Here is a 14,887-nt window from a genome sequence, read left to right as displayed (position 1 = left end):
ACTAAAAAGTCACAGTAACAGAGGTTTCAGTTAGAAAGGTCACCATCAGGCGAGGTGACCTTTTGAGGTTATAATTCTTGAATATTTACTTCGTTGGTGGCCGTATCACCCGAGTAATTGATGACTTCTTGTCGAATGACTGGTTGGTTAAATTCGGCTTTATCTTTCGCTTTTTGCAGTTCACTTTCTTGGTGGTTACCAAAAAGAGTTTCGAGTACTTTGGCTGCTGGCGTCGTTAAAACGAACAGCTCGATACGGCGGTTTTCGCTTGAATCTGGTTCATCAGGGTTAAGCAGTGCTCTATCCGACATGCCTGTGACCTGCATGACTCGATCATCCGGCATGCCACCTTCAACCAGCGTATTTCTTGCGACATCAGCTCGAGATGCAGATAGCGCCCAGTTTGATTGACGACCAAAGCGTTTTTTAAATGGAATCGCATCCGTATGTCCGCTGATGATCAGTGGGTTGTTCACACGCTGAAATACAGGCGCAAGTGCAAGTAATAAGTCTTCGAAGAAAGGGGTCAGCTCTGCGCCACCACGACTGAACATATGCTGTTTGTAATCATCTTGAAGGACGATACGTAGGCCTTGTGGGGTCACGGTGACGTTGACATTTCCTTGTGCGTTAATCTGAGCGGTCATTCGTTCAATGACTTTCGCCAACGCTGCAAGTTGCTCCTGAGTATCGAAGTTACCAGGAATCAACGAGTCGATTTCTGGCCCATCGCCGTCACCTCGAAAGTATGAGCTTACCACGTGGTTGGAATTGTGTTTACTTGGCACAGAAGAGTCCTGTGCCAAGTCAATAGGAGAGATACTTTGTGAAGTATCAAATGGATTACCGTAACTCTTGTCGAATACGCTTGAGCTATGTAAGTGGGCGACAATTGCTTTACGCTCTTCTTTGTCTACCACCTGCATAACCCAAAGCACAAGAAACAGCGCCATTAGGGCGATCATGAAGTCAGCAAACGCGACTTTCCACGCGCCGCCATGAGGTTCATCATGGCTGTGTGCTTTGGCACGTTTGAACACTACATGCTCTTGTTTTTGCATTATCCCTCCTGTTCAGCTAACCACTTCTCCATTTGGTTGAATGTTGGTTTGATGTCTAGCTGAATATGTTTACGACCAGCGTCAATGGCGAGCAATGTCGGCTTCTTCGCTACGTAGGCAACCAAGGTTGCGCGTACGCATTCAAAAGCAGTCATATTACGTTTTACTCGCTGAGCCATGGCGTTACTTAGTGGGTCTAAACCACAGTAACAACCGAAAATACCAATGAATGTACCTACGAGAGCTGCTGCAACGTGATAACCAATCATAGCGATTGAGCCATCAATGGCCTGCATGGTGATAATGATGCCACCAACTGCTGCAAGAATACCGAAGCCAGGTAGTGCTTCTGCTGTACGCTGTAGTGAGCGTGAAGGCAAAAGCATTTCGTTTTGGATAGCTTCAATTTCTTGCTCTAGCAGTCCCTCTAATTCATGAGGCGACATTTGTCCCATTGCCATTAAACGTAAATTATCAGTAATGAAAGAAATTAGGCGATGATCCTCAGCAATCGTCGGGTAAGCGAGAAACATAGAGCTCTGTTCTGGCGACTCAATGTGAGAGTCGAGAAACTTATAACCACGGTTGCGCGCTGTCTCGAGCAAGTTATTGAGCAGCGCCATTAATTCCATGTAGTACTCATGCTCTTCTGTCGGGCCTTTGATGGTCGCAGGCACTTGGCGACGCATTTCTTTCAGTACGTGAGGTGGGTTACCGATGATCAAAGAACCAGCAGCAGCGCCAATGATGATAAGGAATTCGGCTGGTTGCCAGATAGCGCCTAAGTTACCGCCGGCCCACATGTATCCACCGAAGACGCACACCAGGATAGTGAGGACTCCAAAAAACTTTTGCATCTTGTGACTCCTAAGAGGACATTAATTGGTTGAGTTGTTTCAGCGCTTGTTTGTGAAGCTGACATATACGAGGTGGTGTCAGATCCAATACCAGAGCTATTTCGTGTAAGTTGAGTTCATGTTGATAGAACAGAGTAAGCAGCAATTGATCACGCTTCGGCAATTTGCCTAAAGCGCTATCTAAACTGCGACGAATATGCTCATGTTCCATGCCATCATATTGCCCGCCAATATAACTATCACCACTGCTTTCCATCAGTTGGTCAAGGCTTTGCATCTCTCCCGCAAGGGCGGCATTTTGGCGGTTGTAATAGTCCTGCTCATTCGTCCCCAAGGCTTGGATGATTTCTGCATCCGTAGGCATCCGACCTAAAGAGCGTGTGAGATCTCGAGTCACGTCGTTGAGTTCGTGAGCCTGTTGGCGAGTTTTACGTGAGCGCCAATCTAACCGGCGTAATTCGTCTAAAATTGCACCTCGAACGCGACACACGGCAAAGGCAGGGAAATGAGGATCGTCAACATCGCCGTATCGGCGTCCAGCTTCAACTAGAGCGATAAGGCCAATTTGCTGCATATCTTCAATACTACAGTGAGAAGTGGCATGAACACGTAGCTGGTTAACGACGCGTTTCACCATAACTTGATGACGTTGCAGCAGTGCATTTTCGTCAATTGGGCGTGATGGCGTCGTCACTTCCTCTTCTGTGGTATAGGTGTCTTGTATATTCATGTCTAACATGGTTGTGCTCCGTTATTGCACAACATATTTAGTCAACAAAACATCGTCGATTTCGCGAACGATGTCTGTCTTAGCAAAAGCCAGTAAAAGCGTTTGTTTTACTTCGTTTTGCAGAATATCGATGGCACCCGCTTGCTGTAACTCATCAAATGTTTTGTCGCTAAACAATTTTAATAATGAGTTTTGTACCATTGGCATGTATTCATCAATGTCTTTGATACGCTCAGGACGGCGTGTTTCAATTGCTAGTTCTAGCATGACAAAGTGAGTCTGTTTTTTACCTTTCACGGTCAAAACGACTTTGTCTAAAGGATGGAAGCTAGGACCTTTGCTTGTCGGTTCTTCTGTGACTAAAAATGACAATGGAGAATCATCGATCAAGGAACCAGAGTCAGGTGACTCTTGAGCGTGTTTGTTTAAGTACCAGATTCCGCCCATAATCGTGGCGGCCGAAACGAGGGCGCTGGTGATGATCATGGCGATAAACAGGGCGATCATTTGTTGTTTGGTCATAACCTTTTTCCTCGAGGATTAACTAGGCTTGAGTGTTCAGCCAGTGTTCTGAATAGTTTGTTGTTGTGGTTTGGAATGCACCAGATTCTCGTGCTGCGAAAATAGTGGCGTCTTCTTCATTTGTATGTTGGTCATTGCGACTCTGGCTTTGATCAGAGCCCACGTTGACATCGACATGGACGAAGTTCTGCTCTTGCAGTTCTGTGCGCAGACGCTCAGACACTTGCATTAAAGCTTCTCGTGTTGCGGCTGTATTGGCATTGATGTGCACGCTTAGTCGGTCGCCTTCAACACGTACAAGTAAATCCAGCTTACCTAAATCCGGTGGGTCGAGGCGGATTTTGGCTTCTTGTACATTTTGTTGCGCTTGAAGAGTCACACGGTCATGCAGAACTTGCATCATTTGCTCTCCCCATTTCCCAGCACTGGTGTCAACGCGCACAGCCGCCCACTCAGAGCCTTGAGTTTGAATATGACTCGTGGCAACGGCGGTGTTCGGGGCTTGTGGCGTTGGTGTTTGTCCTTGGAGTGGTGAGGCCGTTGGTTGCCCTTGAACTGGTTGACTCAATAGGGTCTGAAAGTCGGCACTGGAGATTGATAGACGCGAGTTCGATGACATCGGTTGGCTTTGTTGCACCTCTTGTTGTTTTGGAGAGGTGTTTAGCAAGGCGTTATTTGAGTCTTGTATTGTAGACTTAACATCGTTAGCTACCGATAAAGGCGGAGTTTTTCCGAACTGACCCGGCTGCTTTTCGGCCATAGTGAGCATACTCTGGGTTAGAGCCTGAGCTTGCATAGCAAGATCAGGTGATTCTGTTGAACCCAGTGTACTTGTCAGGTGAGCATCTGCTTCAGAAGCCGAGTGCTCGTCAGTGTCCGAACCACGAGCATGCGCCTTTTCTTCGCTGTCCAAAGCTGGAGCGGTAAGATGAAAACTCGGCACGGTTGAAGCTGAGGCGAAACCTTGGCCGTCATACTGGCTATGCTCAGACATAGGGTTATGAGAAAAACCGTGTACAGCTCTTGCTTGTTTTATGTTGCCTTCATGGCCAGGTGATGAATTGCCGGATATTTGAGTTGAAGGAGATACGATCATTGAGTTAGCTCCATGGTCATCGCTAATTGATAGGCCATAGCGCGCTCTTGATGGTCATTGACCATATTCATCTCTTTTTCTAACTCGTTCTTCGACTTTTCTAATCTAGCGAATGCATCAGCATGAACGGTTTTGGCACGTTGAATTTCAGGTGCAAGCTTAGGATCCTTCAAAAAAGGTTTGTGACTGATCAATAGCTCTCGCAACTGCAAGTCATAGCGCTTAAGCGCATGCCAATCTGCTGTTTTTGTAGCGAATTGGATGAGCTGAGATAAATGACGAAATCGCTCTGGCGACACTTTATGCTTGTTGTCCAAAATTCATCCAACCTTCACGAATATTACCCATTACACGCTCGACATTAACCAAGCGATTCGCATCGTTCTGCACGCTGGCGTAATAAAGCTCAACTTGGCAGAAGTCATACAGCTGGCGTAAATTTTCAGCAATTTCGCCACCATTCTCATCATCTAGAGCGCTTGTGAGCCCAATTAAGATGTTCATACATTTGTTGATTCCGTTACCTTTCTCCGCCAAGCGATTCGCAGCCAAATGGCCACGAATACGTTCAACTTCATCAAGTAAGCCATCGATCAACATAATGACTAATTGGTGTGGGTTTGCTGCTGCCGCTTGCGCGTTGAGGTCTACTTGCTGGTACGAGTCATAGCCAGAGTCCATAAGCATGAGTTTTTTCTCCTAAAGGCTTAGCCAAACATCGACATGGTTTGGTTCATTTGGGTCATTAACGCGTTCATTTGTGTGAACTGTTTGATGTAGCGTTTGTACGACATATCGTATTTACGCTCTAATGTAGATTGTTTATCTTCTATGCGATCCAAGTTAGCTTGAAGCGCATTTTTACGGGATTTGAATGCGCCTGATGAAAACTTCAGAAATGGATCAATCATCGCGTCCATTGAGTCAAGTAAGGCATCGTCGCCATTAAACATTGCTTCCAAGCCCACGCTGTTACTCTTTTGAACTTCGGCGAATTTTTCGTGGTCGACTTTCATTTTCCCATCACGATCCAAGCTCACACCGATTTCACTCAGACGCATACCACCGTGTTCCCCTCGAACCAAATTAGTTAATTGGCTCTCAATGGAGCGAAGTGTTGGATCACTTGCTAACACTCCACGTTTTTTGTCTTCACTACCTATTTGGGTGTGCTGGTTCATTGCGCCAATAAGAGTGTTATATGCGTCAACAAACTTATCCAATTGCTCTTTAGTTGCTTCGCTGTCAGAGCCTATATCAAGGCCAACAGGTGTTTCACCAGAAGCTTGAGCTTTGGTTAGAGTAATATCTACACCGTCGATTACACCTTCAAATGTATTGCTTGCGTTCGTCAGTTTGAGACCAGAGTCTTTAGCTCCCAACCACATTACAGCATCTTGCGGGGCGCTAATTTGGTTTAGATTTGTGAATGCATCTTCAAACCAGGCTTGGCCAGTACCAGACGCCGATACGTTGATTTGGTTAGCAACACCAGTTTCAGTGCTTGATAACATAAAGTGAGTTTGACCATTTGAGCGAACTAAGGTGGCGTTTACTCCAGGGTTATCGCTGTTGTTGTTGATTGCTTTTGCTAAGTCACTGACTGTTGCTGTGCCATCACCGTCTGAATCAACAGTCGATAGATCTAGCGTCATTGTTTCGCCATTGATCGTGAACTCGAGAGAGCCAGTTGTTGGGACTTCAGTTGTTGCTTCTAGATCAGCAGGCATCCCTGTAGAGACTTGATGAGACGTGGCAACTTGCTCAACAAAAATTTGGTAGTTGCCTGTGAGGGCCTTAGCATCTGCACTGGCTGTAAAGTAACCTTCCTGAGATAGGGTTGCACTGTTCTTAATGATGGTGTTTGTGCTGCTGTTCATTTCGTTTAACGAATTACGAAAGTCTCGTAATGCCGTTTCAACTTTACCTAGAGCGGAAAGTTGCGCTTGATATTTGCTGGCTTGTAGCTGATAGCGCTGTTGAAACGGTTGAACGTCAAAAGTGGCAAATTTAGTAGCCATTGTAATTGGATCTAATGAACTCATGAGGTTACTCCCTCTCTCATATATACGGCTTAAATAGCTTATCTGCTATGCCTTGGTTTAACAGTTCATCGCAAGATGTGTGCCGTATATAAATGGCTATATATAACAATGCTTTGCGATGTATTATTTCATAGAGAGGAAGCTGTGGTTCCACCTTTTGTGTTCCGCTTTCCTCTAGAAAACAAGTAGCGTTTTCCTATAAGACAAGGCGACTCAAGACTCGTAAATGTTTAATAGAATTTCTAAGTGGAGTTGAAAGGGAGGAAGGGACTCAGAACAGATATTTCGGTGTTTACTTCTAATGAATTAAGATAATTCTTACATCGTATTTATATGCTTCCTGTTATCTTTTCATCAAATTGGAGTATCGGAAAGAAAAACAACAATTATGAACGAATTTGCCTTACGACTAATGAAGTGTGCTCGCGAATATGAGCGCTTTATTCACGCTAAATTACTTAGCAAGCAGAGTCTTAATTCTGACGAGTTGGCAAGTATCCAAAAAGAGGCCATATCAAAATTTCCTGAGTTAAAACGCTATCAGTTCGATAATAGTCCTGAGCCAGTGGAACTAGAGTTATTTAACAAAGTGTTAAGGAATATTATGCTGAAAGTAGGTTTTAGATTGCCAGACTCTCATTGGGATAATAATAGTTCTATTTACATCAGGCGATAAAAAAGCCTCAATGATGAGGCTTTCTAGAGCTAATAGCGTTCACTCAACGCTTTTATGTTAGGCGCAATTTCATACCTTAGAATATCTGCAAGTGCAGTGAAGTCATGAACTTCTCGGGCGGTATTTATTCGCGAAAGTATTTCGAGAACAGACGTGCGCTCTGACTGAACGGTGAATAATTTTGTTAGGAGATTTAGACATCTCCCTAACATTAAGTCGCCTGTCAAGTGGTCACCGTATGAGTAAACCTCTGAAGTTTTAATAAAAGTGTCATAAACAGAGTTAATCTCGGTTGCCATATAGTTCCTCCACATTGAAATATTCAGCACCAATAATTTTTGCACCAATACGGCTCCAATTGTAAAACTTGGTCTGTGGTGATGCTGCTATTAGGTTCTCAACACCGCTTCCAAACATGCGGTAGGCTGGTGAGGTTTTGATCATCTCACCATAACCATTCTCTACTCGTGCTGTCATCGTCGCGTTCGGGTCGTCTGGTCTGTTTTCGCGTCCTGAATGGATGATATCTCCAGGGAAACCAAAGTCGCATCCGATTAGTGATACTTGGGTAGCACCTTGTAAAAGGGTGAAGTGGATTAGAGGATGGATTACCGAACCAAACGAGTAAGGGCGATATTTAACCGGTAGTTTGCTTGCAAATCTGTCGTATGTGAAGTCACCCAAGTGTAAGTAATACTTCTCGCCATGCCAGTTTTGGAAAATACGGCTAGGCATATGGCTACCAAACACCAAAATAGTATTTTTGGCGATCTCATATGGAATATGTTCGTCACCTAAATTTAAATCTACAGCAAATACGACATCTGGTTTGATGTTATTTTCAATTAAGCACTTGCATGCAGTTGATGCAGCAATAAGCTTGGGACGATTTGGTCGGTTATAGACTGCTTTTAACTCTTCAATATGATGCTGGAGTGATGGGCCAGCACCAATACAAATAGCGTCGTCTACTTGATACATAAGATAATGATCAGAAGAGTTTAGGCGTTTTAAAAGAGGTTCGTTTTCTTTCTCTCTTGTTAGCAGTTCTTCATCGCTATGTCTATAGTTAGCGTTTGCATAGCCGATCAAAACACGGTTTTCTAAGCGGAAATAAAGCCATTGATGAGTATGACGCGAAATGGCTCTGTCGGCATTGAGAATGATACAATCATCCCAAGTAAGGCTCGCGAGTTTTCTACCTATATCGCTTTGGTCTTCTGAGACGATGATCAACGAAACACGAGGATCGGATATCCATTGTTGTGGAACGAGAGAAAGCACCAATTTTGCTAACGGTAGGTTATAAAGATAAACACGAATTGATCGAGCATTTTTATCTTGTGTTAACAGGGATGGGACATTGCCCATACCGATGCCCCAAATATGATAATCGTCGCTAGACGTTAGGCTTCGGTACTGGAAGGCTTCTTCGACCGGGTCATAAGCACTGCTAAGTTGAACTCCGTTGACTTTTAGGGTCATCGCTGCTTTTTCAACTACTTCAAAGTGTAAGTCGCTAAAGTCTGCACTGTCTAAGGCTTTTGCTACGTCAGGCCAACGAGAGCGAATGATATCAATATGTTGAGAATAAACTGGTGTCATAATATTCAGATAGTAAAAAACCCCACCGGATGGGTGGGGTTATAAGCTTCAATGATTAGCGTAGTAGAGACATTGCCATGCCAGGAAGCTGGTTAGTCTTAGAAAGAACTGTTGTACCTGCTTGCATAAGCATTTGGTTCTTAGTCATGTTTGAAGACTCTGTAGCGAAGTCTGCATCAGTGATACGGCCTTTTGCTGCAGAAGTGTTTTCAGTCATGTTACCAAGGTTAGTCATTGTGTGCTCTAGACGGTTGATGTTAGCACCAAACTGAGCACGTGCTGTACCTAGATCTGCTAGCATACCGCCAGAGCTTGAAAGGTTTGCAAGAGCTGTAGAAGCTGCAGCAGCAGTGCTGATGCTTGTCAGGCCAGCAATTGCTGTCGAGATGTCGTTTAGCTGTGTTTTTGCATTTACAGCTAGTTTCTCTGCACCAGTCGCACCAATTTGGTAAGTAACGCTGCTTGCACCAAAACCGCCGCCTTCAGCTAGAAGTTTTTGACCACCAAATGAAGTGTTTTCCATGATGTTGCCTAGCTCAGATGCTAGCTGTTTGAACTCTGCATCCAAAGCCGCACGGTCTTCTTGACTGTTTGAGCCGTTCAAAGATTGTGTTGCTAGGTCGTTCATGCGGTATGTGATGTTTGTCATCTCATCCATTGCACCTTCAGCAGTCTGCATCATAGAGATGCCGTCCTGTGCGTTACGCATCGCTACATTCATACCACGAGTCTGAGCTTCCAGACGAGTTGCAATTTGTAGACCCGCAGCGTCGTCTGCTGCTGAGTTGATGCGGTAACCCGTGCTTAGACGCTCCATCGCAGTGTTTAGAAGACCGCTTGTGTTGTTCAGAGTGTTTTGAGTTACAAGCGATGCGTAGTTAGTGTGCATTGATAAAGCCATCTTAGTCTCCTTAGTTAGTCACTATATCTTTCAGGCCTCGGGATATTCCCTAGTCACTAACTAGAGGCGGTCGGTCAGCTTTAATGATTAATTTGAAAATTAAAAAATTCCTAAAAAAGATCAAAATTGATGATTTTTAGTGACTTGTATTCCATGAAAATACAGATATAACATCAAATAACCTGAATAAGCCTGACTTAATCAGGGAAGCAGTCATCTATCAATATTGTCGTTCTTCGTTATAAATAAAAAAACAGCGCGAATAATTCGCGCTGTTTTATAAAGATTAATAGTTAGGATTCTGTCATTCCTCACCAAAAGATTGAAAAGAGAGGGAGGTCGGGATGTCACTGAAATAACCAAAGTAATAATTGGCCCCTAACAAGCGATAGCGGTTTAGCTCTGTTTGGCTCGCTACCCGCCCGGCTACCCAAGGGTATTTGTGCTTTCTTAAGAACTTAGCAATCGGTAGGAAAGCATGTCTTTCTTCTTTATCCTCTAACGTGACTGATAGTTTGATCATATCGGGACTAAAGTCAGCGACTCGTTCGAAGTTCACTTGTGATGTCGCGACTTCAAACCAAAGTGAGTAGGCGTTTTCTCTTAACTTCTCTATCAGCGCTGAGACTTTATCATAGGCGCATAGCGTTTTGTCTGCTTGAAGAGAAGGAATCACATGTTGAAAAGCGGAAGAGTGAAACTGAATCATCTGTTCGAGAAAGTATATGCCTGGTTCCCATAGTAATGCGTCAATTCTTATCGGCACGACGACGTTACTGATTAAGTCGGGGTGAAAGGCTTCTAGCTGAAACTGTGTTTGTCGCAATGCGAGATAAAGGCTGAACAAATCTAGGCAGTACTGCATTTGTTCAGAGAGTTCGAATTGATAGACGCTTTGTTCGCCACGCGTGCCAAATCTCAACGTCAGGTGTTGGAATTCTACCTCGCCTGATTGAGTCTCGCGAATGGCTTGGCACGCGTGTTGGATGTCATTGTGCTTTAAAGCATCAAATACTAATTGATCGTCATCCCTGACGATATGTTGTACTGCGAGACCAACCAAATGTTCGTACATCGCATGTGTTGAAATAAGATTAACCAAGGTTTCCTACCACATTGATTTGTTTGTTTTCTGGAATTTCGTTGTAAGACAATACTGCCAGTCCTTGCGTAAATGTGCGTGCGTAACGAGCCAGAAGTGGACGTAACTGAGGCATAACGAGAAGAATCGGAGGTAATCCCTGTTGTTTGAGCTGTTGTCTTATCAGTGGCAAGTTTTGTTGGAACTGACCAAGAATATTTGGCTCAATTGGGAAGCTGTCTAACATTACTGTACCAGAAGATTGTGCTTGTTGTAGCGAAGTCAGTAGCATTTGTTCTAGTTCATCAGAGAGAGCATAGACATTTAATTCGTTTTTCTGTCCCGCAATCAGGTTTACGAGCGTGCGTTTTAGTGCGCAACGCACATCAGATGCCAGTAAAATCGGGTCTTTAGTGTTTTCCGCGGACTCCAGCATCGTGTTAGCAATCGTACGAATATCTTTTAGTGGCACTTGGTCTAGTAACAACTGGCGATATACTTTGAGTTGCTGCGCAGGGTTAAGTGCCGCGGCTAGGGCTTCGGCTAACTTCGGTGCTTGCTGTGTCAAACGTTGCGTCATAGCTTCAACATCGTCGTGCGTAAACAACTCAGCAAGGTTTGTTTTCATTATCTTGCTAATATGAGTCGCGATGACCGTGCCATCATCGACCACTTGATAACCCATGTTCAGCGCTTTCGCTTTGTCTTGATGTTCAATCCACACTGCTGGTAATTGGTAAGCAGGATCACTGCCCAAAATACCATCTACTTCACCGTACGTTTCTCCGACTGCAATCGCCATCAAACGTTCTGGCTCGATAAAGCCTTGTTCGATCACTTCGCCATTGAGAGAAATTGTATACTGATTCGGCTTAAGGCTTAGGTTGTCTCGAATACGCACCTCTGGTAATAAAAAGCCGACTTGTTCAGATAGGTTACGGCGCACACCGCGAATACGCTGTGATAAAGGTGCACCTTGTTCTTTGTTGACTAGGTGAACGAGACGGTAACCCAGGGAAAGCGACAACGTTTGAACATGAGGAATATCTTCCCATGTAAGCGGTGTATCGTCCTCTTGCATGGCTTGTGAAAGTGCTTCGACCTCCTCGATTTGGGAGTCTTGCACGGGCTTTTTCGTTTGACGCCAACCCGCGAAAGCTAAAGCACCCGCGAAAGCAAAAAAGGCCAAATGTGGCATGCCTGGCACCATGCCTATCACAGCCATGATACCTGCGACGGTAAACAGTGTCGCCGGGGTTGCCAGCAATTGTTTTTGCATGGTTTCCGACATGCCATTATCGCTATCATTAATTCGCGTAACGATAATCGCTGCAGCCGTTGCCAATAGAAGTGACGGAATTTGAGCTACTAAGCCATCACCGATTGTAAGTAGTGCGTATGTTTTAAAGGCGTCAGATGCTGCGAGTCCATGCTCAAAGACGCCGATGCTGATACCACCAATGATGTTGATAAACAGAATCAGCAAACCAGCGATAGCATCGCCTCGCACAAACTTTGAGGCACCGTCCATCGAGCCATGGAAATCGGCTTCGTTAGCGACTTCTTTACGACGCAATCGAGCGGTTTCCTGATCGATAAGACCGGCATTTAAGTCGGCATCAATCGCCATCTGTTTGCCCGGTAAGGCATCCAAAGTAAAGCGCGCTGACACCTCAGAGATACGTTCGCCACCTTTGGTAATTACGACGAAGTTGATGATCATCAAGATAACAAACACCACCATACCAACGACGTAGTTACCGCCAATAACGACTTCACCGAACGCTTGGATGACTTTACCTGCCGCATCCCCCCCATTATGTCCTTCTAGGAGTACGATTCGTGTCGAAGCGACGTTCAGTGTAAGACGTAATAATGTCGCGACTAACAAAATCGTTGGAAAAACTGAGAAGTCTAATGGTCGCTTTGCGGTAGTGCTGACCAGCAATACTAGGATTGCCAAGACGATATTGAAGGTAAACAACGCATCCAATAGCAGGGGAGGCAAAGGTAAAATCACCATTGCCAAAATCATTAGCAAGACAATTGGAATGCCAATGTAGCCTTTGGTTGATGTTTGAAGTTGTTTTAACCGGTTAAGCATACTTTCGTGTCCTTGGATAAACGCGGGTTAATCAGTGCTGCAAATGTTTTGGAATCGAAAAATGAGGCAAAGGAGTTGGCTCTTTTCCTTCACCTTTACGGAAGGCTTTCAATTGCAAAACGTAAGTAAGAATATGTGCCACGGCAATGTACAGTTGGCTTGGGATTGCTTGTTCAATCGCCGTGGTGTGATAGATCGAACGAGTCAACGGTGGTGAGTTGATGATCTCCACCTTGTTTTCTCGGGCGATTCGTTGAATGTGCATGGCAGTTTCGTCTACGCCTTTTGCAACCACAAATGGAGCATCAGAAAGTGAAGGTTCGTACTTCAGAGCGACAGCGTAGTGAGTTGGGTTAGTGATGATTACGTCAGCCGTTGGTACCATCTTATCGATTTTACGGCGTGCAAACTGCTGTTGAATTTGACGGATTCGCTGCTTTACTTCAGGGCGGCCTTCGTTGTTCTTGAATTCCTCCTTCAGCTCTTGTTTGGTCATACGCAGCTCTTTTAGGTGCTCCCAACGTTGGTAGGGAATGTCTACAACACCAAATAACAACAACGCAAACCCCATCAACAATAAGCCTTCAAAGAGAATAGACATCACGAGGGAAAAGCCTTGGCTTAAAGGTAAGTTTTGCATACCTAGCAGAGGCTGTAAGTGGTTGTCTAAATAGCCATATAAGATGCCGAAAATAACGGCTACTTTGAATGTGGACTTTAAGAGCTCAACCACTGAGCGTGTCGAAAAAATGCGCTTTATCCCACTTAAAGGATTAATTTTGCTCAGCTTTGGCATAACGTTCGCCGGACGGAACATCCAACCGCCTAGTACAAGGCTGCTACCACAGGTCACGATAATAATGACGGTAAACAACGGCAATAGCATGTCGATGATTACCGCTAAACTTTGTCCCAATTGCTCGACAAGCTGTTTCGGGTTTTCTAAGTCGGCTCGCGTCAGCATCATGTTGTAGCGAAAAATACCTGACATACTTTCCCAAATGCTATTGAGCTGAGAGTAAAAGTAGAGCGCCACCGCTAGAAATATCACCGCAGTAGTAAACTCTTTCGCACGAGGAATTTGTCCTTCCTGACGTGCTTTTTTTACTTTCTGCGGCGAGGCTTTTTCAGTTTTGTCCTGAGACGATTGATCGCTCATGCGCCCCCCAACATAAAGTTACTCAAGTGTCTGATGGTGTCGTGTACAAGCGCGGTGTAGCGACCCGGCACACCAGATACTGAAATTAATACGCTGAACAGGCCAAGAAGCATCGTCATTGGAAAACCTAACGCATACACGTTGAGTGAGGGGGCGGCGCGATTCATCACACCAAAACTGATGTTGGCTAGGAGCATTGAAACAATGGCAGGCAACGCTAGTGCTAAAGCAGAGGCAAACATCCAACCGAAAATATTTACAACGCCTTGCAGAGAAAGCGAAGTGATTCCAGAACCGACCGGCCACACGACAAAACTTTGAATCACGATATCAATGACGAGCAAGTGTCCTTCTAGCGCGAGAAATAACAAGGTTGAAAATATAAGAAATATGCGGCCCAAGATGGCGACAGAAAGTCCGTTGATAGGATCATTCATCATTGCCATACCCAATCCCATTTGCAGAGAAACGACCTGACCAAGCATGGTGAAAACGTTAAAGAGCATGTGCAAAATTAGCCCAAACATCACGCCCCAAATCGCTTGCTCAAAAGCAAGGAATAGAGACGTCATGGAGAATAATTCGACTTGTGGCATTGGTGGCATCAATGGTGCGGTAATCACGACGATCGAAAGTGCCAGTAAGGTACGGATCCAAACGGGAATGATTGCATCACCAAAGAAGGGCATCGAAATAAATACAGCTCCCACACGAAAAAACGGCCACCAGAGTTGACCGAGTATCGCTGAGAGCTCTGCAAATGTGATGGCCATTAGCCAATCATCCCCGGTATGTTGTGGAATAAGAAATCAAACAGTTCCATGATTTTTCGGAGCATCCAATGACCCGCAAAAATCACCATCAATAGCGTAACGAGCAAACGTGGTAAAAAGCTGAGTGTTTGCTCGTTGATTTGTGTGGCGGCCTGGAAAACGGCGATACACAAACCGACAATTAAGCCAGGAACAACCAGTACCGCAACCATTAAAATGATCAGCCATACTGCATCGGAAAATAACGTTACGGTTAGTTCAGGGGTCATAGCATGCT

Annotated in this window: 16 protein-coding genes; 1 reads left to right on the top strand and 15 read right to left on the bottom strand. The window is 44.8% G+C overall.

What is annotated here, in order from left to right:
* Positions 1–68 precede the first annotated feature (68 nt).
* The 8 genes from L3V27_RS06590 to fliD are packed head-to-tail and all read right to left on the bottom strand — an operon-like array spanning position 69 to position 6,311.
* Complete coding sequence (locus L3V27_RS06590; protein WP_005396581.1) at positions 69–1,061, bottom strand: flagellar motor protein MotB; 993 nt, start codon at positions 1,059–1,061, stop codon at positions 69–71.
* Entirely contained in the window at positions 1,061–1,918 is an 858-nt protein-coding gene (gene motA, locus L3V27_RS06585) for a flagellar motor stator protein MotA (protein WP_005396580.1), read from the bottom strand. The genes L3V27_RS06590 and motA overlap by 1 nt, the downstream gene beginning before the upstream one ends.
* Positions 1,919–1,928: 10 nt before the next feature.
* Positions 1,929–2,657, bottom strand: coding sequence for a FliA/WhiG family RNA polymerase sigma factor (locus L3V27_RS06580; RefSeq protein ID WP_005396579.1), 729 nt, complete (start codon positions 2,655–2,657; stop codon positions 1,929–1,931).
* A 12-nt stretch (positions 2,658–2,669) separates the two neighbouring features.
* Complete coding sequence (locus tag L3V27_RS06575) at positions 2,670–3,170, bottom strand: flagellar basal body-associated FliL family protein (protein WP_005398533.1); 501 nt, start codon at positions 3,168–3,170, stop codon at positions 2,670–2,672.
* 22 nt (positions 3,171–3,192) lie between these two features.
* A complete protein-coding gene (locus L3V27_RS06570; protein WP_237311357.1) occupies positions 3,193–4,266 on the bottom strand; it encodes a flagellar hook-length control protein FliK in 1,074 nt (357 codons plus the stop codon).
* Positions 4,263–4,583, bottom strand: coding sequence for a hypothetical protein (locus tag L3V27_RS06565; protein WP_005398525.1), 321 nt, complete (start codon positions 4,581–4,583; stop codon positions 4,263–4,265). The genes L3V27_RS06570 and L3V27_RS06565 overlap by 4 nt, the downstream gene beginning before the upstream one ends.
* Complete coding sequence (gene fliS, locus L3V27_RS06560; RefSeq protein ID WP_005398523.1) at positions 4,567–4,953, bottom strand: flagellar export chaperone FliS; 387 nt, start codon at positions 4,951–4,953, stop codon at positions 4,567–4,569. The genes L3V27_RS06565 and fliS overlap by 17 nt, the downstream gene beginning before the upstream one ends.
* Positions 4,954–4,973: 20 nt before the next feature.
* Positions 4,974–6,311 carry a flagellar filament capping protein FliD gene (gene fliD, locus L3V27_RS06555; protein WP_237311355.1) on the bottom strand — a complete coding sequence of 446 codons (1,338 nt, stop codon included), beginning with the start codon at positions 6,309–6,311 and terminating at the stop codon, positions 4,974–4,976.
* Between the two features lie 388 nt (positions 6,312–6,699).
* Here fliD and L3V27_RS06550 point away from each other — a divergent pair, with 388 nt between their 5' ends.
* On the top strand, positions 6,700–6,987 hold the full coding sequence (locus L3V27_RS06550; protein WP_041853112.1) for a hypothetical protein: 288 nt from the start codon (positions 6,700–6,702) through the stop codon (positions 6,985–6,987).
* A gap of 282 nt (positions 6,988–7,269) precedes the next feature.
* Here L3V27_RS06550 and L3V27_RS06545 read toward each other — a convergent pair whose 3' ends face one another.
* The 7 genes from L3V27_RS06545 to fliQ form a co-directional block, all read right to left on the bottom strand.
* Entirely contained in the window at positions 7,270–8,592 is a 1,323-nt protein-coding gene (locus tag L3V27_RS06545; RefSeq protein WP_237311354.1) for a 6-hydroxymethylpterin diphosphokinase MptE-like protein, read from the bottom strand.
* 55 nt (positions 8,593–8,647) lie between these two features.
* Positions 8,648–9,493: a lateral flagellin LafA gene (gene lafA / locus L3V27_RS06540; RefSeq protein ID WP_005398051.1), complete on the bottom strand. Its 846-nt coding sequence runs from the start codon at positions 9,491–9,493 to the stop codon at positions 8,648–8,650.
* A 304-nt stretch (positions 9,494–9,797) separates the two neighbouring features.
* Positions 9,798–10,568, bottom strand: coding sequence for an EAL domain-containing protein (locus tag L3V27_RS06535; RefSeq protein WP_237311566.1), 771 nt, complete (start codon positions 10,566–10,568; stop codon positions 9,798–9,800).
* A 19-nt stretch (positions 10,569–10,587) separates the two neighbouring features.
* On the bottom strand, positions 10,588–12,678 hold the full coding sequence (flhA, locus tag L3V27_RS06530; protein WP_006741984.1) for a flagellar biosynthesis protein FlhA: 2,091 nt from the start codon (positions 12,676–12,678) through the stop codon (positions 10,588–10,590).
* 31 nt (positions 12,679–12,709) lie between these two features.
* On the bottom strand, positions 12,710–13,837 hold the full coding sequence (flhB, locus tag L3V27_RS06525; RefSeq protein ID WP_006741983.1) for a flagellar biosynthesis protein FlhB: 1,128 nt from the start codon (positions 13,835–13,837) through the stop codon (positions 12,710–12,712).
* Positions 13,834–14,610 carry a flagellar biosynthetic protein FliR gene (gene fliR / locus L3V27_RS06520; protein ID WP_006741982.1) on the bottom strand — a complete coding sequence of 259 codons (777 nt, stop codon included), beginning with the start codon at positions 14,608–14,610 and terminating at the stop codon, positions 13,834–13,836. Before fliR ends, flhB begins: the two co-directional genes overlap by 4 nt.
* Positions 14,610–14,879, bottom strand: coding sequence for a flagellar biosynthesis protein FliQ (gene fliQ, locus L3V27_RS06515; protein ID WP_005375036.1), 270 nt, complete (start codon positions 14,877–14,879; stop codon positions 14,610–14,612). Before fliQ ends, fliR begins: the two co-directional genes overlap by 1 nt.
* Between the last annotated feature and the right edge of the window lie 8 nt (positions 14,880–14,887).

The organism is Vibrio sp. J2-3(2022) (assembly GCF_021725735.1).
In the GTDB taxonomy this organism is placed as follows: Bacteria; Pseudomonadota; Gammaproteobacteria; order Enterobacterales; family Vibrionaceae; genus Vibrio; species Vibrio diabolicus.
Note: the sequence above shows the minus strand (reverse complement) of the source record. Positions and strands in the feature narration are given on the sequence as shown.